Source organism: Kocuria sp. KKT182, assembly GCF_055635395.1.
Window position 1 is genome coordinate 1 of record NZ_JBVMVZ010000004.1, and the last position, 19958, is coordinate 19958.

General features: G+C 67.9%; 19 protein-coding genes and 3 pseudogenes. 10 read left to right on the forward strand and 12 right to left on the reverse strand.

Features of this window, described 5'->3' with window-relative positions; translation table 11 throughout:
- Complete coding sequence (gene tatC, locus ACZ2G1_RS19530) at positions 1 to 903, forward strand: twin-arginine translocase subunit TatC (protein ID WP_470378000.1); 903 nt, start codon at positions 1 to 3, stop codon at positions 901 to 903.
- On the forward strand, positions 900 to 1220 hold the full coding sequence (locus ACZ2G1_RS19535; RefSeq protein WP_470378001.1) for a twin-arginine translocase TatA/TatE family subunit: 321 nt from the start codon (positions 900 to 902) through the stop codon (positions 1218 to 1220). Before tatC ends, ACZ2G1_RS19535 begins: the two co-directional genes overlap by 4 nt.
- Positions 1221 to 1227: 7 nt before the next feature.
- On the opposite strand, the pseudogene ACZ2G1_RS19540 reads toward ACZ2G1_RS19535, so the two are convergent.
- The 3 genes and pseudogenes from ACZ2G1_RS19540 to ACZ2G1_RS19550 all read right to left on the reverse strand — a co-directional run bounded on the left by ACZ2G1_RS19540 (position 1228) and on the right by ACZ2G1_RS19550 (position 3802).
- A pseudogene (locus ACZ2G1_RS19540) lies at positions 1228 to 2396 on the reverse strand (IS630 family transposase).
- A 559-nt stretch (positions 2397 to 2955) separates the two neighbouring features.
- The gene (locus ACZ2G1_RS19545; RefSeq protein WP_470378002.1) at positions 2956 to 3216 is read right to left on the reverse strand and encodes a hypothetical protein; all 261 of its coding nucleotides are present in this window, start codon (positions 3214 to 3216) and stop codon (positions 2956 to 2958) included.
- Between the two features lie 220 nt (positions 3217 to 3436).
- Entirely contained in the window at positions 3437 to 3802 is a 366-nt protein-coding gene (locus ACZ2G1_RS19550) for a hypothetical protein (RefSeq protein ID WP_470378003.1), read from the reverse strand.
- Between the two features lie 606 nt (positions 3803 to 4408).
- Between ACZ2G1_RS19550 and ACZ2G1_RS19555 the strand changes: the two genes are divergently transcribed.
- From ACZ2G1_RS19555 to ACZ2G1_RS19565, 3 genes are all read left to right on the forward strand, one after another.
- Positions 4409 to 4816, forward strand: coding sequence for a four-helix bundle copper-binding protein (locus ACZ2G1_RS19555; protein ID WP_470378004.1), 408 nt, complete (start codon positions 4409 to 4411; stop codon positions 4814 to 4816).
- A gap of 78 nt (positions 4817 to 4894) precedes the next feature.
- A complete protein-coding gene (locus ACZ2G1_RS19560; protein ID WP_470378005.1) occupies positions 4895 to 5041 on the forward strand; it encodes a hypothetical protein in 147 nt (48 codons plus the stop codon).
- A gap of 279 nt (positions 5042 to 5320) precedes the next feature.
- The gene (locus ACZ2G1_RS19565; RefSeq protein ID WP_470378006.1) at positions 5321 to 6022 is read left to right on the forward strand and encodes a DUF305 domain-containing protein; all 702 of its coding nucleotides are present in this window, start codon (positions 5321 to 5323) and stop codon (positions 6020 to 6022) included.
- Between the two features lie 76 nt (positions 6023 to 6098).
- On the opposite strand, the pseudogene ACZ2G1_RS19570 reads toward ACZ2G1_RS19565, so the two are convergent.
- Positions 6099 to 6810: pseudogene (locus ACZ2G1_RS19570) on the reverse strand (DUF305 domain-containing protein).
- A 315-nt stretch (positions 6811 to 7125) separates the two neighbouring features.
- On the opposite strand from ACZ2G1_RS19570, the gene ACZ2G1_RS19575 reads away from it, so the two are divergent.
- Entirely contained in the window at positions 7126 to 7287 is a 162-nt protein-coding gene (locus ACZ2G1_RS19575) for a hypothetical protein (protein ID WP_470378007.1), read from the forward strand.
- Positions 7288 to 7340: 53 nt separating this feature from the next.
- On the opposite strand, the gene ACZ2G1_RS19580 is transcribed toward ACZ2G1_RS19575, so the two are convergent.
- The 3 genes from ACZ2G1_RS19580 to ACZ2G1_RS19590 all read right to left on the reverse strand — a co-directional run bounded on the left by ACZ2G1_RS19580 (position 7341) and on the right by ACZ2G1_RS19590 (position 10245).
- Positions 7341 to 7604, reverse strand: coding sequence for a hypothetical protein (locus tag ACZ2G1_RS19580; protein ID WP_470378008.1), 264 nt, complete (start codon positions 7602 to 7604; stop codon positions 7341 to 7343).
- A 356-nt stretch (positions 7605 to 7960) separates the two neighbouring features.
- Positions 7961 to 9622 (reverse strand): MDR family MFS transporter, encoded by a 1662-nt coding sequence (locus ACZ2G1_RS19585; protein ID WP_470378009.1) that lies wholly within the window; start codon positions 9620 to 9622, stop codon positions 7961 to 7963.
- On the reverse strand, positions 9619 to 10245 hold the full coding sequence (locus ACZ2G1_RS19590) for a TetR/AcrR family transcriptional regulator (RefSeq protein ID WP_470378010.1): 627 nt from the start codon (positions 10243 to 10245) through the stop codon (positions 9619 to 9621). Before ACZ2G1_RS19590 ends, ACZ2G1_RS19585 begins: the two co-directional genes overlap by 4 nt.
- Before the next feature lie 436 nt (positions 10246 to 10681).
- On the opposite strand from ACZ2G1_RS19590, the gene ACZ2G1_RS19595 reads away from it, so the two are divergent.
- Entirely contained in the window at positions 10682 to 11659 is a 978-nt protein-coding gene (locus tag ACZ2G1_RS19595) for an aldo/keto reductase (protein ID WP_470378011.1), read from the forward strand.
- A 261-nt stretch (positions 11660 to 11920) separates the two neighbouring features.
- Here ACZ2G1_RS19595 and ACZ2G1_RS19600 read toward each other — a convergent pair whose 3' ends face one another.
- Together ACZ2G1_RS19600 and ACZ2G1_RS19605 are read right to left on the reverse strand one after the other, a co-directional pair.
- Entirely contained in the window at positions 11921 to 12070 is a 150-nt protein-coding gene (locus tag ACZ2G1_RS19600) for a hypothetical protein (RefSeq protein ID WP_470378012.1), read from the reverse strand.
- A 13-nt stretch (positions 12071 to 12083) separates the two neighbouring features.
- Positions 12084 to 13083: pseudogene (locus ACZ2G1_RS19605) on the reverse strand (IS256 family transposase); the annotation flags it as partial.
- Between the two features lie 364 nt (positions 13084 to 13447).
- Here ACZ2G1_RS19605 and ACZ2G1_RS19610 point away from each other — a divergent pair.
- Positions 13448 to 14563, forward strand: a complete 1116-nt coding sequence (locus tag ACZ2G1_RS19610; protein ID WP_470378013.1) for a PucR-like N-terminal domain-containing protein — start codon at positions 13448 to 13450, stop codon at positions 14561 to 14563.
- A 90-nt stretch (positions 14564 to 14653) separates the two neighbouring features.
- On the opposite strand, the gene ACZ2G1_RS19615 is transcribed toward ACZ2G1_RS19610, so the two are convergent.
- From ACZ2G1_RS19615 to ACZ2G1_RS19625, 3 genes are all read right to left on the reverse strand, one after another.
- Positions 14654 to 14962: a transposase gene (locus ACZ2G1_RS19615; protein ID WP_470378014.1), complete on the reverse strand. Its 309-nt coding sequence runs from the start codon at positions 14960 to 14962 to the stop codon at positions 14654 to 14656.
- Between the two features lie 69 nt (positions 14963 to 15031).
- The gene (locus ACZ2G1_RS19620; protein WP_470378015.1) at positions 15032 to 15592 is read right to left on the reverse strand and encodes an NADPH-dependent FMN reductase; all 561 of its coding nucleotides are present in this window, start codon (positions 15590 to 15592) and stop codon (positions 15032 to 15034) included.
- Between the two features lie 471 nt (positions 15593 to 16063).
- Complete coding sequence (locus ACZ2G1_RS19625; RefSeq protein ID WP_470378016.1) at positions 16064 to 16498, reverse strand: DUF6640 family protein; 435 nt, start codon at positions 16496 to 16498, stop codon at positions 16064 to 16066.
- Positions 16499 to 16888: 390 nt separating this feature from the next.
- Between ACZ2G1_RS19625 and ACZ2G1_RS19630 the strand changes: the two genes are divergently transcribed.
- Both ACZ2G1_RS19630 and ACZ2G1_RS19635 read left to right on the forward strand, forming a co-directional pair.
- Positions 16889 to 17491: a TetR/AcrR family transcriptional regulator gene (locus ACZ2G1_RS19630; RefSeq protein WP_470378017.1), complete on the forward strand. Its 603-nt coding sequence runs from the start codon at positions 16889 to 16891 to the stop codon at positions 17489 to 17491.
- Between the two features lie 36 nt (positions 17492 to 17527).
- Positions 17528 to 19915, forward strand: a complete 2388-nt coding sequence (locus ACZ2G1_RS19635) for an MMPL family transporter (RefSeq protein WP_470378018.1) — start codon at positions 17528 to 17530, stop codon at positions 19913 to 19915.
- The last annotated feature ends 43 nt before the right edge of the window (positions 19916 to 19958 follow it).

Genomic DNA, 19958 nt, shown 5'->3' on the forward strand with positions numbered 1-19958 from the left:
ATGTCCTCGCAGTCCAGCAGCGCCCCGAAGAAGCGCCGGTCCTCGCGCAAGTCCAATCCGCAGGCGCAGATGGCCCTGGCCGAGCACCTGCGGGAGCTGCGCAACCGGCTGGCCAAGGCCGCCCTGGCCACGGTCCTCGGCATGGTCGCGGGCTTCTTCCTCTACGAGCCCTTCATGGGCTACATCACCGAGCCCCTCCAGAGGCTCACCGAGGCCCAGGGGCGCGAGGCCACGATCAATTACTCGGCCGTGGGGTCGTCCTTCAACATCATGGTCGAGGTCTCACTGGTCCTCGGCGTGGTCCTGGCCAGCCCGGTGTGGCTCTACCAGCTCTGGGCGTTCGTGACTCCGGCCCTACACCGCAATGAGCGCCGGACCGCCATGGGGTTCCTGGTCGCGGCCGTGCCCCTGTTCCTGGGCGGGATCGTGGTGGCGTTACTGACGCTGCCCACGGCTGTCTATGCCCTGACGGCCTTCACCCCGGTGGGCGGCACCAACTTTATCTCCGCCGACGTGTACCTGCGGTTCTTCCTCCAGCTCATCCTCACCTTCGGCGTGGCGTTCGTACTTCCGGTGTTCCTCGTGGGCCTGAACATGCTGGGCGTGCTTTCCGGGCGCAGCATCCTCAAGAGCTGGCGGATCGTGGTGGTCCTCGTGATGGTCGTCTCCGCCATGGCGGCCCCGGGCCCGGATCCGATGACCATGTTTTATCTCGCCATTCCGTTGCTGGTGCTGTTCTTCGTGGCCGTGGGGCTGTGCCTGGTCCTGGACCGCCGTCGGGCACACCGGGCCGCCCGACGCGCGGAGGCCACCGGCGAAGGCGCCGGCACCGCCACCTCCACCGACGAAATCCACCGCTTGGGGAAGGACTCCGTGTGTTCGGTATCAACGGCGCCGAAATGATCGTTCTGGTCTTGCTGGCCCTGTTCCTCGTCGGGCCGGAGCGGCTGCCGGAGTACGCGGAGAAGCTCAAGCAGCTCGTCAAAACCGCCAAGCGCTACGCCACCGGTGCCACCGAGGACCTCAAGGAAAGCCTGGGGCCCGAACTCGCCGACGTCGACTGGCGCAAGCTCGACCCTCGCCAGTACGACCCCCGCACCATCGTGCGTCAGGCCCTGGACGAGGACGAGGACGAACCATCTCCGACCCGGCGCAACGAGCCGGTGCGCACCGGTCTCGCGCCCGGCGTGCCCGCACCGTTCGACGCCGAGTCGACCTAGTGCCGTGTCAGGCAGCTTTTGCGATGTGGATGGTAGCGGCCTTATCGAGGACTTCGACCAGGCGATGGTCGTGGGCGTGGCGATTGCGCCAGGCGATGTAACGGCGGATCATCGAGGCCTGCTCGCGATGGCTGGAATGGTCGGTGCCGTCGAGGACGAAGTAGCGCAAAGCGGTGAACTGGGCCTCGATCCGGTTCAACCACGAGGCGTAGAACGGCGTGTAGGCCAGCTCGACGTTGTTCGCCGCCGCCCACACACCGACCCGCTGATCGGTCTTCGTGGACAGGTGCGGGGAGAAGTTGTCGCACACGATCGCGATCCGCTGGCGCATCGGATACAACGACCGCAGGTAGCGGCAGAACGCCAGGAACTGGGTGCGCGTCTTGCGCACCTTCACATGAGCGTAGACCTTGTTCTTCGACAGGTCGCACGCCGCCAGCAGGTGACGCACACCGTGCGGGCGGGTGTACGTCGCCCGGCGCCGACGCCGGCGCGGGACGCTCTGGTCGCCGGGCCCCACAGCCCGCGGGGCCCACTGCCTGCCCGGGTGGGGCTGGAGGTTCAAGGGCCCGAACTCGTCCAGGTAGATCACCACGTCCGGGTCAACCAGCCCGTCGCCGCTGGGCTCGCCCGCGGCCACGCGCCCGTCGGCGAGATCGTAGAGGTGCAGCACCCGTTGTTTCTTCGCCTCGTAGTCGGGGTCCGTGGAGGTCTTGAAAGTCTTCACCGCTTGAAAGGACACGCCCTGGTGCAGCAGCGTGCGCAGCCCTTCATGGGAGATGTCCTCGACCCCCCCCCCTCGGCCACCAGGAACTCGGCCAGCTTGGACAGGCTCCAGGTGGAAAACGGCAGCCCGTGATCGGCCGGCCTGGACAGGGCGACCTCCCGGATCTGCGCCCGGTCGACGGCGGTGAACTTCGTCGGGCGGCCACCGGCGTACTTCGGATACAGGGCATCGAACCCGTCGGTGTTGAAGTTGTGGATCACCTCCCGCACCCGGTCCGGGCTGGTGAAGGCCACCTCGGCGATCTTCACCGCCTCCATGCCCTGGGCCGAGAGCAGCACCATCTGCGCCCGTCGCCAGGTCACCACCGAGCCGCCGCTACGGCGCACCAGCCTCAGCAGCCGGTTGCCCTCCTCATCGGAGATCTCTCGGACACGCACACGCTCGGACATCGCAGCCTCCGGGGAAGACAAGAAGACAACCCCAGTCTGCGCCTACACGGCAAACGTTCCCAGCTACGGCACTAGACCGGTGCGCCAGCGCAGTTGAGTCCCCGCGTAGGAGGATCGAAATGAATCCCCATCGGCGGCCTGGCAGGAGCGCGATGATCTCGGTCCCGGACACCCAGGCGACGCTGTACGGGCGCGGCTGACTCACCACACCGGTCCTTCACACAGGACCGAGAACGCCTCCAGAAGCCCACCGCATGGGCCCCGAGACAGGGGGAGTCGTCCAGGCTGGCGGATTCGCATTTTCCACCAACATGGCATCCTCTGCTTTACATATGGCCGATTAGCGGCTGGCTTTCACCGAAGAACTGCGGGGCAGAGGAGCAGGCTAGCGGGTGCTGAACCTCGGTTGGGGAGACGTGGACACGCCCACCTCGCTGGGTTCGACGGTCTTCACCGTCATGGCCGAGGTGGCCCCGATGAAACCGGAATCCCCACGAGGGCGCGTCGCGGACTCGGTGGTCAAATGTCAGGCCGCGGGCACGGGCCGGGGCAGGAGCCCTTACCCGGTGTGGTGCCCCTCGTCCGAGGACTCCCCCTGAGCGATCCCTGCCCCAGGATCGTCCACCGGCTGCTGGGAAGAATCTGCCGAGCTGCCGGCTGGGCGGGCGACCCGGCTCACCTCGGTGTACTCATCGAGCATGGGGTCCAGCGCGGCTTCCTCGTCCGCGGCGGGCCCGTCTTGGATCCGCTGCTCGGGGCGGTGCCCGGTGGGGGACCGGTCCTCCGGCGGCGCGCCGTCGTGGTGATGCCTGGGTGCCATCGCACTCACTTTCCTTCCCTCACGGGTCCGGTCCCCGATGCTTCCCACCGACGGGAGGCGCGCGGGTCGGGTGGTCTTCGGTGCCCCGGGGGTGGCAGCAGCTCCTGGCCTCGGAGCGGTCTTACCGAGGCGGTCGCCACCCTGGGTGCAGACCAGCCGGTTCCCGGCGCAACGGCACCCCGGGGTGGCGGGGGCGCTGGGCGGGTAGGTCCGGGCGTGGTCATGCCGCCCTCAGGACCGGCGAGGCGGCACGGGCCCGTGTGCCGCCTGCCAGGGTGTTCGCGTGGTGCGGGACAGGCGCGTGGTCGGGCAGCGCGGCCGGGACGAGGAACTCCACCGATCCGGCCCCGGAGAGTGCGTGGTCGTGATGGATCGTCCAGCGCAGCAGGTCTACCGCGGCGGCCTCCAGGTGGGCGGCGCCGGTGAGGTCCACGGTGACCGTCACCGGAGGGATGAGCGTTCGGGCCCGGGCCACCACCGGGTGCAGGGCGTGCTGGTTGGTCTCGGTCACGCATCCGGTAATGACCAGGTGCACGTACTGGGCGTGGAGATCGACCTGGACGAGCACGGAGAGCTTGTGGTCCATGGGGAGCATCCTTCATCGCATGCTGGGGGAACCGCAGGCCCTGGGTCGGGCCTTCATCCACGGTAGGAAGACGGGGCCTGGCCCACAAGAACATGTCCTCCACCTGCCCCACATTTCGCCAACCGACGGAAGGGGAGGGCCGCCTCCATCTCCGGGCCCACCGCAGCAATAACTGCGCCCGACCAAGCATGCAGGGGTAGTGCCCAGTGCTGGCGGACAGGGGCGGAGGACGTCCAGTGACGGATCGGAGGCAGCACGCAGACCAGCGGGCTACATAAGGCCCGGTTACCGGCTGACCGCCACGGAGGTCATGGACTGGCTCCGGCCGTGGCACCAATACCGACCGTGTTCCACGCGGACCGTGTTGCAGTGAGGGTGCCTCTTGGGCATACGCCGAATCACCTGGAACGGACCTTTGGTGCAGTCGCGGTGCGTGTCCGTGTGCAGGCCGCCGTCGGTGTGCGCCGGGATGGTGTCCTGGATGGATTTTCACGCAATTTTTAAGGTTGAGCGCTTCATTCGACCGGATGGGCAGTTTACTGTCGATTGCACGGGGGCCGACTTCGACCGGTCCACTGCCTGGCAGGACGGATGAAGGAGCACGCCATGACACATGTGACCTCGATGCTGGAGACCTACCCGAAGGATCTGGGGGACATTGACCGGCAGAAGCTGGCCGAGTGCATCGCCGCCTGTTTTGAGTGCGCCCAGACCTGTACTGCCTGCGCCGACGCCTGTCTGGCCGAGGACACGGTTGCGGAGTTGACCGAGTGCATTCGCAAGAACCTGGACTGCGCCGACGTCTGCGCTGCCACCGGCAAGGCTCTTTCCCGCCAGACCGGCAACAACGCCGAGGTCGGCCGGTCCCTGCTCGAGGCGTGCCGCACCGCGTGCCGGGCCTGCGGGGACGAATGCGCCGAGCACGCCGAGATGCACGAGCACTGCCGGGTCTGCGCTGAGGCGTGCCGCCGCTGCGAGCAGGCGTGCGCGGACCTGCTCGCCTCGCTGAGCTGAGCAGAACTTGCGCCGCCCGCCCATTCGGGCGGCGCCGGTGCATCGGTGGCCGACGCGAACCAGGGGTTCTCGTAGTCGATGATCCTGCACCCCTGCTGGGCCATCTCGGCCTGCCAGGAAGCGCACATCATCGATCACGCGGTCCGCGACTTGTGCGCCACCATCGTAGAGACCCGACAAGTGGAGGACGACCAGATGCAGGAAATCCTTAAACGCTACGAATGACCCGTTGAACGGGGGTCCGACCTAGGCTGCTGGTGGCCGGTACCTGATGTTCATCACTGACCGGTGAGGCCGCTGGCCGGCATCCACTGGTGCAAGAGGAAACTCGGCCAGGCGCCCGGCCCGAGCGCCCCGCCGGATTTCCTCTCCCCCCGTCTCCGGCGCCTCAGCCGGGCCCGTGCCTTCTACCGGGGCGCACCATGATGCGCCCCGAGGCCGCCCAGCGGGTGGGTGAACCGGTTTCATCCTCCGGGCCTGTCCACACCGAAAAGAGACCTGATCATGCCTCATACCCCGAATCGCGGCCGTCGTATCGCCGCAGCCGCTTCCAGCCTCGCCCTCGCTGCCACCTTGCTGGGCGGAGCAACCGCCCCGGTCTTCGCCCACGAAGAGGCCACCGCGGCCTCCTCCCACTCCCCGGCGGAGATGCTCCAGCCGGAGCCGACATCACCGACGGCCTACGAGTTCGGCGAGACCCTGGCGACCCTGGAGGGTGAAGAGCTGGAAATCACGTTCCTGGCCGAGATCATCCCGCACCACCAAGCCGCCATCGAGATGTCTCAACTGGAGCTCGAGCGCGGGGTCAGCCCGGACATCCGCACCCATGCGGAGAACATCATCGCCAACCAGCAGCACCAGATCGACCAGTTCACCCGCTGGCTCGATGAGTGGTACGGGCTGACCCCGGAAGAGGCCATGGCCCAGGCCCCAGCCGAAGCCCAGGAGGAGATGAAGGTCCTGGAGGAGGAGACCCAGATGATGATCGAGGAACTCTCGGCCGTTGAGGCCGGTGAGAACTTCGATGTCGCCTTCGTGCAGAAGATGATCCCGCACCACCAGAGCGGGATCATCGAGTTCCTGGAACCGCAGTCCCGTGCCCCGCATGCACAGCTGCGGGTGGCTGCCACCGCGGGGATCACCACCCAGCAGGCCCAGGTCGCGGACTTCCGCACCTGGCTCGCCGGCCAGGACGACACGGAATAGTTCCACGGCATGCCGTGCCGGCGCACAGGCAGGGGGCCCGCCCGCAGGACGGGCCCCCTGCCTGTGCGCCGGAGCATCAGGACTGGCACGGTAGCTCCTGGAGCATCCGCTCCCTCTCGGTGAACTCGGCTTCCTGGGCGGCGACGACCTCCTCAGCCAGCTCGAGGACCTCGGGATGGCTGCCGTTGGCGACCTCGCCCTGGGCCATCTCGACCCCGCCCTGGTAGGTTGGATAGCCATCTGCTCCAGGTACAACCGCGCCGCCTCGGTGCCCTGGGCGCCCTCGAGGGCGGCAGTGTCCTCCTCGCTCATCATCCCGACCATCCCCGCACCGGACTCTGCAGCGAACTCCGCGCCGGACTCTGCGCCGCGCTCCATGGACCCGTGATCCCTGCCCTCGGACTCCGTTGAGATGGGCTCACCCCAGGTCTGGACCATCTGCTGCACGCGCTCGATCTCCGGGCCCTGGGCGGCGATCACACCTTCGACCAACTCACGGACCTGACTCGGAATGTATTCTTTGGCCAACAATGCCTCGCTCATCGTCACGGCGGGTTCGTGGTGGTGATCATCATCTGGGCGAACATCGTGTCCGCGTCGTCATGCTCGGCCGAGACTTGAACTCCTGCCCCAGAGGACGGGGAAGTCGAAGTGATCTCGGCGCCGGCCACCGCACTTGTCGAGGCCTCCGAAGCCGCACCAGTGCTCTCCTCGCCTCTGGTGCCGCAGCCGGCCAGGGCCAAGCTGGAGGTCAGGGCGAGAGTAGTGAGGGTGATGGACCGCTTCACATATGGCCGGCTACCGGACGTTTAGTCACGGCAGTTATCTCAGCGGCGTCGCGATGAGGGTTCCGAAGTCGACTCCGTACGGTGTCAGCGGGGCATCATTGTGGACCTGGATTTTGATCCTGCGTGCTCCGCTCGATGGCCCGAGACATTCTCGGCTGTGGTTCCAGCGTCCCGCCATGAGTAGCAATCGCTGGGGATCAGCGAGCAAACCGGGGCGCCCGCCCGGTGTGACGGAAGCGCCCCGTCTACCGTGTGGCAGGCGGGGCGCTTCGCTGCGTCCCGCGCGTTCGGGACAGCTCCATTAGTCTCGAATGCATGATCACTGCTGAGCGACTCGACGACATCTGTCGGTTTCACGACTTGTTGCAGGCAACGCTGACAGAAAGCAATGAGGCGTTGTCTCGGATCCAACGCCAGGTCGCGGTGAATATGATGGGCGAGCTCATCGCCCACGCCAAGGAGACCATGAGGGCATGACCAAGGCGTCCCTGCCGGGAAGGGCGAGGACATGGTCCGTCCGTCTCAGGGGACTACTCGGTCTCGGCGTAGTCCTCGATGTCCACGAGGACCGCGGGGCCGTAGCGGGCCACCTGGAGCGCCACTGCCAGACCCTCGACATCGTCCTCGGTCAGGGGCGCGTCGGGAAGGTCAGTGAGGGCGAAACGGGTTTCCCCGTCGACCTGCACGGGGGTGATGGCAACCGGTCCCGCCTGCAGATCGACCTCGATCGGGGCGCCGAGGGCTACTCCATCGGCGGGTTCAGTCGAGCTGGCGGGCCGGGCGTTTGTAGTCATGGAAACCCTTTCGGGGGATCTTGGGTGTGGTGCATGTGGTGCAGGGCCGACGTCCCCGCCGAGGTTTGGAGACACCGGCCCTGCTGGCCGGGGCCAGCCCGGGGAGTCCGATGTTCCTGATTCGTTGACCGGCAGGTTGCGTACTGGTGCCGGCGACGTCATGGAAGGAGATGCGGGCATCGCTGCTCCGGGGCTTCGTCGCGGAAGAGCCGCTTCCACCGTCAGAGCGACAGTCCCCTGCCGGGGCGGCAGGTGTTCAGGTGCAGGTGTCTGCAGGGGGCGCTGGGGGCGGCTGTCGCATGTGCGGCGGCGGCCGCCCCCCGGGGCAGTCCCGGCGGAGGCGGCGTGGTGGTCTTTTAGTGCTTGTTCGTGGACATGTCTTCGTGACGGTCGCCGGCGGGGTCCCGGTCGCCGGCGTCGTCGGCCGTGATGAGGATGTTGCCCTCGGAGATCGCCTCCGCGTCGACGTCGTGCTCGATGGTCGTGGCCAGCGGCTTTTCTTTCACGAAGCACAGCAGTACGGCTGCGGCCAGTGCCAGCGGTGTGATCCAGATGAATACCGGGGTCAGGGCGTCGTTGTACGAGGCGATGATCGGGTTCCTGAGGGCCTCGGGCAGGGAGGCGACCACGGCCGGGGTCAGCGAGTTGGCCCCGCCCGAGGCGCCTTCCAGGGCGGCAGCTGGCAGGCGTTCGGTGAGCAGGTCGGTCAGGCGGGCGGCGAAGACGCTGCCCACGACGGCCGAGCCTAGGGTGGCCCCGATCTGACGGAAGAAGTTGTTCGAGGCGGTGGCGGTGCCGACCTGCCGCAGGGGGAAGGTGTTCTGGACGATCAGGACGAGGATCTGCATGGACAGCCCCAGTCCTAGGCCCATGACCGCGATGTAGGTGCAGACCTGCCACAGTGAGACCTGCGGGGTGAGGGTGGAGAGCAGGCCCAGGCCGGCGGCGACGATGATGCTGCCGGTGATCGGCATCCACTTGTACCGGCCGGTGCGGCTGACCAGTTGCCCGGAGATGACCGAGGCGATGAGCAGAGAGCCCATCATGGGGATCATCAGCAGCCCGGACTCGGTGGCGTCGACACCGAAGGCCATCTGCAGGTAGGTGGGCAGGTAGCCGATCGCCCCGAACATCGCGACCCCGATGAACAGTCCGGCCACCGTGGTGAGCACGAAGTTCGGTTCGGCGAACAGGCGCATCGGGATGATCGGCTCGGCGGTGCGGCGCTCCTGCGCCACGAACGCGGCCCCGGCCACGAGGGTCCCGGCGATCAGCGCGAGGATCACCGGGTCGGTCCAGGCGTATTTGCCGCCGCCCCAGGTGGCGAACAGGACCAGGCAGGTGGTGGCCACGGCCAGCAGGATCATGCCGGGCACGTCCACGCGCGGGCGGCCGGGGTGGCGGGGCAGTTTCAGGAAGAAGAACGCCCCGGCCAGGGCCAGCAGCCCCAGGGGGATGTTGATCCAGAACACCCACCGCCAGCCGGGTCCCTCGGTGAACCAGCCGCCCAGCAGCGGCCCGGCCACGGAAGCGACGGCGAACACCCCGCCCATCACGCCCATGTACTTCCCGCGTTCCCGCGCCGGGACGACGTCGGCGATGGCCGCCTGGGAGAGGATCATCAGACCGCCACCGCCCAGGCCCTGGACCACCCGGGCGGCGATGAGGACTTCGATGGTGCCGGCCAGGGCCCCGATCACGGAGCCGATCATGAACAGCACGATGGCGGCCATCAGCAGTGCCTTGCGGCCCATCAGGTCCCCGAGCTTGCCGTAGACGGGCATCATGATGGTTGAGGCCAGGATGAAGGCGGTGATCACCCAGAGCATCTCGTTGACGCCGTTGAGCTCCCCCACGATCGTGGGCAGGGCCGTGCTGAGCACGGTCTGGTTCAGGGCGGCCAGCAGCATGGAGAGCATCAGCCCGATGAACAGCAGCACGATGTGCTGCTTCCCCTCAGCCGGTTCCGAGGGGCGGGCGTCTGTGGGTTCTGCCCGGTGGGCAGGGGAGGGGGTCATGAGAGCTTCCTCTGTACGTGGTGGAAAAGGGTGAGGGCCGAAGCCAGGTTCTCGGGTGTCACCCCGGAGTCGGTGTCGTAGTCCGGGGAGGCCAGGGCGAAGCGGATCGGGACGCCGGCGATCATGACGAGCATCCGGGCCAGTTCCTGCGCGTCGCATCCTGGGACCTGGGCGGAGCACTGCGGGTCCGCAGCCAGGAGGCCGGCCAGGGCCTGGCGCACGAGCTCTTCGGCCTCGAGCATGTATTCCTTGTGCCGCTGACCCAGCTGGGGGTACCTCCGCAGCAGGGCCCGGCGCCGCACGGGGTCACCGGTGGCATCAGCGCTGCGAGCCACCGCGAGCAGCAACCGTGAGGTCTGGCCCAGCAGGTCGTGCTCGGCGGTGAAGCCTTTCAGCAGAGTCGGGTCCAGGGCCGGGGCGCGCAGGCCCAGCACCGCGTCCTCCTTGGTGCGGAAGTAGTTGAAGAACGTCCGTGGGGACACCCCGGCGCTCTGGGTGATGGCGTCCACGGTGGTGGCCTCGATTCCGTGGTCCAGGACCAGCGCGGCGGCCGCCTCGTGGATGGCTGCCCAGGTGTCGGCTCTTCTCCGCTGGCGAAGCGAGGAACCAGATGTCGTACTCACACCCTCAATCATTGCACAACTGCAGAACGTGCATTAATGCATCGCAGGGGAAGGGGTGCGTCGAGACCGCGAGGTGAGTGGCTCGGATCCGCCTTCCGGGAGAGGCTCAGGGGCGTGCCGCCGTTTCCGGCGGTGCCGGGAGCGGGGGGCGTACCCTGTCTGCTGTCAGTAGGCTGACCCGTTCTCGGGTGGAAGAGGCGGGGAGGAGAAGATCCTCAGGGAGCCATGGGTGCAGATCCGGGACTTCCGGAGGGCCTTCGGGGACACCACCGTGATTGAGGAGCTGTCCTTCGGCGTGGTCGCGGGGCAGACCGTCGGGTCAGAGTCAAGGGAAGTCGGGGTGGTCCCCATTGCCTCCACGGGCGGGTCCACAGACCCGGGCCCTGCCGGGCTCGGGGTCCCCGAGCAGAACAGATCAGGAATGGACGGATACACCATGAAGCACGTCACTTTGGGTACTACAGGACTCGAGGTCTCCCGCCTGGGTCTGGGGTGCATGGGCATGTCGGCGTTCTACACCGGCAGCGGCGCCAATGAGTCCGAGTCGATCGCCACGATCCACCGGGCCCTGGATCTGGGGGTCACGTTCTTCGACACCGCTGAGATGTACGGCCCCTACGCCAATGAGGAGCTGCTGGGCCGGGCCTTGGGCTCCCGTCGTTCGGAGGTGGTGGTCGCGACCAAGTTCGGCACCATCTCCCACCGCGCCGACGATGCTTTCGGGTTGGACGGCAGCGCTGAGAACGTGCGGCTGTCGGTGGAGGGCTCGCTGAGACGGTTGAACACCGACTACATCGACCTGTACTACCAGCACCGCATGGACCCGGACACACCCATCGAGGAGACCATGGGCGCGTTGGCTGAGCTGGTCCAGGAGGGCAAAATCCGTCACATCGGGCTCTCCGAAGCGGCCCCGGCCACGATCCGTCGGGCACACGCGGTGCACCCGGTGACCGCGTTGCAGACCGAGTACTCCCTGTGGTCCCGGGAACCGGAGCAGGAGATCCTGCCTACGGTGCGGGAGTTGGGTATCGGGTTCGTGCCGTACTCCCCGCTGGGGCGTGGTTTCCTCACCGGCACCATCCGTTCCCTGGACCAGCTGGACGAGGACGACTTCCGTCGCAACAACCCCCGCTTCGCCGGGGAGAATCTGCAGCACAACATCGGGATCGTGGAGCAGGTGGACGCGGTGGCCGCCGAGCTGGGCGCCAAGCCCGGGCAGGTGGCCCTGGCGTGGTTGCTGGCCCAGGGCGATGACATCGCCCCGATCCCGGGCACCAAGCGGGTGAGCTATCTGGAGGAGAACGTCGCCGCGGACGCCCTCGAGCTCACCGACGAGCACCTGGCCGCCCTCGACGAGGTGGCCGCCCCGGCCGGGGACCGCTACGAGGACATGTCCACGATCAACCGGTAGAAATCCGCACGGCTGCACCCGGAGACGCTTCCCGCCGAGTCCCCGGATCGTCTCCGGGTGCAGCCGACGTGTCCACGCCTGGTCGCATGCTCCAGGTCCAGGTCCAGGTCCGGGTCCGGGTTGGGCCTGCAACACCGCATCACCGGTGGGCGGCAGGCGGCGGCCTCCTAGGGATCGAGAGCGGCGCGTATATGGCCCACGGTGGGCGGGGCGGGTGTGGCGATTCCTGGTCCGGCAGGGTCTGGGAAGAGCTCGATCGAGTCAGCCAGCGGCGGGGCAGATCACCCCGGTGAGCCGCTCGGGCTCTTCCTGCAGCCGCGGGGCCGCCACGTCATCGGACGTCGTTGCGGAGCGCTCGAGCCTCTTCAAGAGGCCGCGCAGCGTGTGTAGATCACCGAAGTGGATCTCCACGTCGTCCTCCTTCGAAGGGCACGAACTGACGCCCAGGAGGACTCCCACCGCTGCGCGATCGCCGGATACCGCGGGCCCACTCGGCCTCGACCTGAAGGGAACCGGTCTTCCGCCGCGGCCTCGGACGGGGCGGTGTCGACGGGTTTGAGCGCCGTGACGATCCCGTCGCGGTGCTGGCGGCCGGCGTAGCGGAAGGAGTAGCGGATCAGGTGCACGACCCAGACTGCTGCGCCACCGTCGGTTGCCCGGTGATCGTGATGGCCTCCGGCAGGCCCTTGCGCCTGTCGCCGGCTTGCGGTGAGCGCGTCCTGGACACCCCGGGTCTTCAGCTGAAGAGGAGACCTGCAGCCAGAACCGGGCACCCTCGCCCGCCGTCGCCGGCCCAGTTCCCGAGGCTGTCGCGTTCCCCGTTGGCGGTCACGCCCAGGACGACGTAGAAGGGCGTGGTGCGCGCCTGCCTGTCGCGGACCAACACCAGCGATCACGTCGACGAAGAGCACCGGATAGAGCGGGTCCAGCGGAGGGGAGGACCGTTCGGCCAGTTCGCCGGCGACTTTCTGAAGTGATCCGGTTCAGGGTGTCCTGAGAGAGCTTCGCCCGGCGGATCTCCTCGAAGTGCGCGGCGATCTCCCCGTGATCAATCCGCTGGCCGAGAACGTAGAGCACGATCTGGTCGATCCTGTCCAGGTGCCGCTTGCGCTGGGGCGCGATCACCGGTGTGAGTGACCCGTCCCGGTCCGAAGGGAACCTCGATCTCGACCGGGCCGATCTCGGTCAGCACGGTCATCACCCGGGTCCCGTTGCGCATGTTCAACGCGATCGGTGTCTGCCCGTGGTCATGACCGGGGTGCTCGGGCAGTTCGGCTTCCCGTGCGGTCTCCAGCACGTTCTTCATGAGCTGGTTCAGCAGCCCCGCCGGGCTCGATCAGACTCACGCCCCGCTCCTTCGCCTGGGCGAGAGGTCGTACGGCGAGGTCCTTCTGATTGATGATCTTTCCGGTCACGGGATCGATTCGTGCCCGTCGTCTCGGTCGTGGACTCTGACACGGCCGTCTTCTTTCGGATCAGGCCGGACCCTCACACACTGTTTTCTTACACTGTCTCGCCGCCGACATGTCCATCCGAACTGCCCATCCGAACTTCAGCAACCCGCGTGGCGGCTGGTTCCACCCGATCTCGGTCCTTGACGGTGAGCCTCAAGACGGTCCTGCCCAGGACCGCCTTATCCCGCGGTCCGGCCGGGTCGGTCGGCGTTGCCCGCCCTCGGCCGTCCCGGGGAGACTGTGCTTACAGCATGGAATGAGGTGCATGGTGTCTGATGTGGATCGCGATCTGCCGTGGACGGGGTTGCCGCCCGCCCTCGCTCCGCTGCTGAGCGTGCATCTGCCAGTGATCACCGAGCAGCTGCTGGCGGGGGTGCATCACGATGTCCCGGTCTACGCCGCTTTCATGGATGGCGCGCTGCGCCAGGAGATCCGGCACGGGGTCAAGGACGCCCTGGCCAGGTTCCTGGATCTGGCCGGCACCGACCAGCCGGCCCTGCTCGAGGTGGACCAGGTCGTCTACGAGGGGCTGGGCCGGGCCGAGGTGCATCAGGGCCGGCCCATGGACGCCTTGTTCACCGCCTACCGCTCCGGGGGGCGCACGACCCTGCGGGCGATGTCGAAGGTGGCCATGGAAGCCGGGTTCGAGGCCTCGGTGCTGATCGTGTTGGCGGAGTCGGTGTTCGCCTACATCGAGGAGCTCTCCGCGGCCAGCGCCCAGGGCTACGCCGCCGAGCAGTCCGAGCGTGCCGGGGAACGCGACCGGTTGCTGGACATGGTGGCGGAGATGCTCATCCGCGGTCACGCCGAGGAGGAGTCCGTGCGTGCCGCGGTGCTCGCGGCAGGCTGGGTCCTGCCCGAACGGGTCGTGGTGGTGCTCCTGCCCGCCGAGCGGCGCCCGGGGCTGCGGTCCCGGCTGGGACCGGGGGCGCTGCTCACCTCCCGCCCCGGGGACGTCGTGGCGGTCCTCCCCGAACCGCCCACGCCTGCGGCCCGGCGGGAGCTGGGGCGGTCCCTGACCGGGCGGACCGCGGTGGTGGGCCCGGGACGACCCTGGCGGGCGGCCCCGGACTCCCTGCGCCTGGCCGTGGCCGCCCGGGACCTGCTGGAGCACGATGGTGAGGAACCACTGTGGGTCTGCCAGCACCTCACCCGGCTGCTGCTGCACAGCGACCGCGCCCTGGTCGAAGACCTCGCCACCCAGCGGCTGGCCCCGCTGGAACATCTCCGCCCGGCCCAACAGCAACGACTGGTCTCCACCTTGCTGTCCTGGCTCAAACACCATGGGCAACGCGCGGCGATGGCCGCCGAGCTGGAGATCCACGAGCAGACGGTCGGCTACCGGGTCAATCAGCTGCGCGAGGTCTTTGGGGAGGCGCTCCACGACCCGCAGGCCCGCTTCGAGCTTGAGCTCCTCCTACGCGCCCGCGCCGACCAGGATCGCGCGTGAGCGAGGACCGTTGAAGCCCCGCCCCTGGGCGGTGATCGGCCGCCGGCGGCGCCGAAGGACCAGGACAGCGACCCGGGGCCGGTCCAGTTTTCAGCGGAACCACTGCAGCAGCCCTGGCACCACGCCAAGCAGTGAACCACTACCGGGCGTTCGGCCATGCCCTCTCAACGCGGCTGTAGTGCTCAGAACCAGCGCACACCCAACCCCGGGAACGCCCAGTGACTCGCGCGGCAGCTGATTCCAGCAGATCCTGGTCTTGAGCACGAACACCACCCCTGTCAGAACCGCGGGGTCATCTGCGCGCCGGCGCCCTGGGTGGCGGTACCGCCGAGGTGGGCATGCTGGTAGCAACGGCTCGGCTCGCTCCCACAGCGAATCCGGCACGGGATTCCCCATCATGCTCACGAGGGTCGCCGAGCACCCCGGGCGCCATCAAGATCTACGGCCAACTCCTGCTGAAATGACCTCTTACGCCCCGCGTAGCGGTTTCAGGGCCTGCGCCCAGGCCACCACCTGATCGAAGAGTGCCTGCAGGGCGCCGGTGGCGCCCTCGGTGGGCCGGAAGGAGAAGTCCTCTCCGAACTCCGAGCCGAAGGGCAGGAACACCTGGGCGCGGACATCGGCCATCTGCAGCTCGGCGGCGATCAGCCGCCAGGCCTCCACGGCGCGGGTGCCCCCGGCGCTGCCGTAGCTGACGAAGCCGATCGCCTTGTTGTTCCACTCGGCGTAGAGGTAGTCCACGGCGTTTTTCAGCGCCGCGGGCACGGAGTGGTTGTACTCGGGGGTGACGAAGACGAAGCCGTCGTAGGAGGCGATCTTCGCCGACCATGCCTTCGTGTGCTCGTTCTCGTACTGGCCCATGGACGGGGGGAGGGGTTCGTCGAGCAGGGGCAGGTGCTGGTCGGCGATGTCCACGAGTTCGAACCGGGCGTCGGTGCGCGCCGAGGCGTGCTCGTGCACCCAGTCCGCCACGTCCGGGGCGTTGCGGTTCGGGCGGGTGCTGCCGACGACGATCGCGATGCGAACCATGACAAGCATCTCCTGGGGTCTTGAGGGCTGGTACCACTGCGGCGTCGGTCCAGGGAACCCGCGGAACGACACCCTCCCGTTGAGGCTACCGATTCCAAGCCGGAAGAGAACCCCTCCCGGCTCTGCGCCGCCGAGGTCTTCATCGATGCGCCATGAGCTCGGGGGCCCGCCATTCCGGTCCAGTAGCCACAGGATTCCCGTGTTGTGGTGGGATCCTACGGCGGAGGCGGAATCCTGGTCAGCAGAAGCTTGCAGGCGGGGGCCACCTCGTGGGCACCCCTGGAGGACAATCCGCGGCGACCACGGACGCCGTCCCGCGTAGGCCGATGGCCTCGACGATTCACCGACTCCGACCGAGGCCGCCCGCCTGGCGCTCCACGGGGCTCTGGCTGGCGATACCTGAGCCCCCGATGCAGAGGACTCCGGGCATCTGAGCAGCGGGCTTCAGAACCTGACAGCAACGCTGCCTTCTTACACCTGGGGCCGATGACCCCGGCGTGTGCGCCGTTCGAGTGCATAGCCGAGGCCGGTCAGCCCCAGCATTCCCGCGCTGGCGAACCGCTCGTCGATCCACACTCCTCGGACCCGGGGCACCAGGTGGGGAAATTCCGCTTGGAGACCCTGGGCGCCGGGAAAGGCGAAGGCCGCACCCATGGAGGTCCAGAAGACCGCCGGCAACAGGGCGCCCATGGTGGTGTCCCGGTCCGGGTCCGGCCCCTTGCGGTTCAACGCATACAGTCCACCAGCCCCCAGCAGCGCGGCCACGGCGATGGTCATCGCATCGTGGAACCGGGCATGCGCAGGCCAGTTCGGATTGAACAGGTGCGTGCGGTTCCAGTCCGCGGCGAATCCTCCCACCGTGGTGGCCCCAGCAACGACATTCAGGATTGTGCGCCCTGCTGACATGGCCACACTCTATCGGACCCGTGTCATCTGACCCATATCGCGGGAGGACCCTCGTGCTCCAAGGCACCAAGGACTCGCGCCGTGGCAGCGCCGGCCCCGCCCGCCTGCGAGTCGTGGTCGCCGCCGCGGCACCGCTGGGGAAGAACTGATGGAAATCCGGCCCCTTGGAGTGATGGGCCCTTGGGCGGCGACGAGCAGCGGAGTCGAGCGGATCCGGCCCCTTGGCCTGGAGCGCACCGACGGTCGGGGCTGCCGTGTCCACTGTTATCCCTCGCGCCCCCGGCTTGCCGTGGTTGGAGTGCTGCTGGGGAGCAGCGGGGCGGTGAGGCGAATGCTGGTCTGCCCGTTGGGCAATTTTGCTTATTGGGCAGTGTGGTTCACACTGTGGGCATGGATCGTGGGTTGCGGGACCTCAAGCGCGAGGCGACGGGACAGGCGCTGGCCGAGGCGGCATTCGAGCTGACGCGTGAGCGCGGGCTGTCCGGGTTTGTCACCGCGGATGTGGTGGAGCGGGCGGGGTACTCCCGACGCACCTTCGCGAACCACTTCTCCTGCAAGGAGGAGGCAGTCGCTTCGGTCGCCTTCGGTGGTGTCGATGACGCCAGCGCGATTCTGGTCGGCCTGCCCGCCGATCTGCCCCTGCTCGATGCCTTGTTGGCCGTGATGAGGGCGCAGTTCACCGAGGACACGTTGGTCAAGATGCGCGAGCTGATGGCGATGGCACAGCAGTACCCGACCCTGGAGCCCCACGTCCTGCGGGTTCAGCAACGCATGCGCCATACCGCCCAAGAGGTCTTCGGGTCGGTGGCGGGGGACCGGTACCCGGCCATCTACGTGCCGCTGCTGTTCGGTGCCGTGTACGGGGCCGTGATGGCCGCCCTGGAGGGGACCCTCGACGTGCGCTTCGGCGGGGAGAGCGACCTCAGTTCCGCGTCGATGGACTACAACGCGTTCCTCGACATGACCTTCGACTACCTGCGCCGCGGCCTCTAGACGCCGCCGCTTTCGCCCTCAAGGAGAACCAGACCCATGTCCACTTTCTTGTACCGGCTCGGACGAACCGCGTTCGGCAGGCCGTGGCTGTTCATCGCCGGCTGGCTGACAGTCCTCGCGGTGGTCATCGGCACTGTGGCCGTCAACGGGGTGAGCGTGAGCTCCGACATGAAGATCGAGGGCACCGAGGCCCAGAGCGTGCTCGACCGCGTAGCCGATGAGCTCCCCGAGGCCTCGGGGGGTCAGGCCAGTGTGGTCTTCACCGTCCCGGACGGTGAGCGTCTGGACACAACGGAGCGACTGGCAGCGATCAGCGACACCGTCAACGACGTCTACGCCCTCGAAAAGGTCGTCAACCCCCTCGACCTCGCCCCGGCTGCCCCCGGGGAGGGCGCTGCGGGTGCTGGGCAGCAGAACGCCCCGGGGGCCCCTGGGGAAGGTGCTGCCGGTGCTGGGCAGGAGAATCCGCCAGGTGCTCCCGCTGCTGGGCCGGAGCAGGGGCAGGCGCCTCCCTACCAGCCGCTGGTGGTGGACGGGGCACCGGTGCCTGGCGTGCTGGTGTCCTCTGACGGGCAGGTCGCGCTGTTCCAGTTCCAGTTCACGGTCGCTTCGACCTCGTTGACCGACGAGGACGTGACCTCCGTGGTCGAGGTGGTGGAGCGAGCCGAGGAGGGAACGGAGATCTCTGCGCTGCCCAGTGACTCGCTCAAAGCCCTGGAGGTCCCGGTCGGTATTGGCGAGGTGATCGGTCTGGCCGTCGCCGCCCTGGTACTGGTGCTCACGTTGGGCTCGCTGATCGCGGCCGGCCTGCCCCTGATCACCGCGCTGATCGGTGTCGGCATCGGCGTGGGCGGGGCGTACGCGCTCTCGACGGTGGTGGAGATGAACTCCGCCACCCCCGTCCTGGGATTGATGGTCGGGCTGGCCGTGGGCATCGACTACGCGCTGTTCGTCGTCAACCGGCAGCGACGGCTGATCCTCGATCGGGGACTCACCGCTCAGGAGGCAGCCGGCAGAGCAGTCGGCACCGCGGGCAGCGCCGTCTTCTTCGCCGGGCTGACCGTCATTATCGCCCTGACGGCACTGACCGTCATCGGCATCGCCATGCTGTCCACGATGGCGCTGGTCGCGGCGTCCACGGTGGCCCTGGCCGTGCTCATCGCCCTGACCCTGCTGCCGGCGCTGTTAGGGCTGGTCGGGGAACGGATCTGCTCGGACAAAGCCCGAGCCCGAAGCCGCGCCAAGGTGGAAGCGGAATCACACAGTGTGGCTGACCACTGGGTGAAGGGTGTGATCAGGTTCAGGTGGCCCGTCATCGCGGGCGTGGTCGCGCTGCTGGGCGTGATGGCGATCCCCGCGGCCAGCATGAACCTGGGGATCCCTTCCGGGGCGACCGCGAACCAGGACACCGCCGCCCGGCAGAGCTACGAGGCGGTCTCCCAAGGCTTTGGTGAAGGATTCAACGGCCCGCTGCTGGTCACCGCGGAACCCACCGACACCGCAGGCGGCGTCACGCCCGAGCTGACCGCGCAGCTGATCGGGGAGTTCCAGGACCGGGACGACATCGTGCTGGCCGCCCCCGTGGGCGTCAACGAGGCCGGCGATCTGGCGGTGTTCAGCGTCATTCCCACCTCCGGCCCCAGCGACGAGGCCACCAGGGACCTGGTGAAGTCCCTGCGCGAGCCTGACAACGCGATCGCCCAGGACAATCAGGTGCAGCTGGGCGTGACCGGGTTCACCGCCATCGGCATCGACATGTCCGACAAGCTCGCCAGCGTCCTCCCGCTCTACCTCGGCATCATCATCGTCCTGTCCGTGCTGATCCTGCTGCTGGTCTTCCGCTCGGTGATCGTCCCGATCAAGGCCACGGCCGGGTTCCTGCTCAGCATCCTGGCCACCTTCGGAGCCACCACCGCCGTCTTCCAGTGGGGCTGGCTCAGCGGCCTCTTCGGGGTCGACACCGGCGGTCCGCTGATGAGCTTCATGCCGATCATGGTGACCGGCATCCTCTACGGACTCGCCATGGACTACGAGGTCTTCCTGGTCTCCTCGATGCGTGAGGCGCACATCCACGGCCAGGAAGCCCGGCAGAGCGTCGTCCACGGCTTCGACCAGGCCAGCCGGGTCGTCGTCGCAGCCGCCATCATCATGATCTCGGTGTTCTCCGGCTTCATCTTCAGCCACGACGTCATGATCAAGCAGATCGGCTTCGCCCTCGCCGTCGGTATCCTCATCGACGCCTTCATCGTCCGGTTGACCCTCGTCCCGGCGCTCATGGCCGTCTTCGGCGAACGAGCATGGTGGCTGCCCCGCTGGCTCGATCGCCTGCTGCCGGACCTCGATATCGAGGGCGACAAGCTGCTGGCCATGCTCAACCAGCAGCCCGAGGCCACCGATCGAGACAAGGTCGAGGTCCGCACCTGAGGGAACTGCAACATCGCGAGCCCAACGTCCGGGGCAGGCTCCG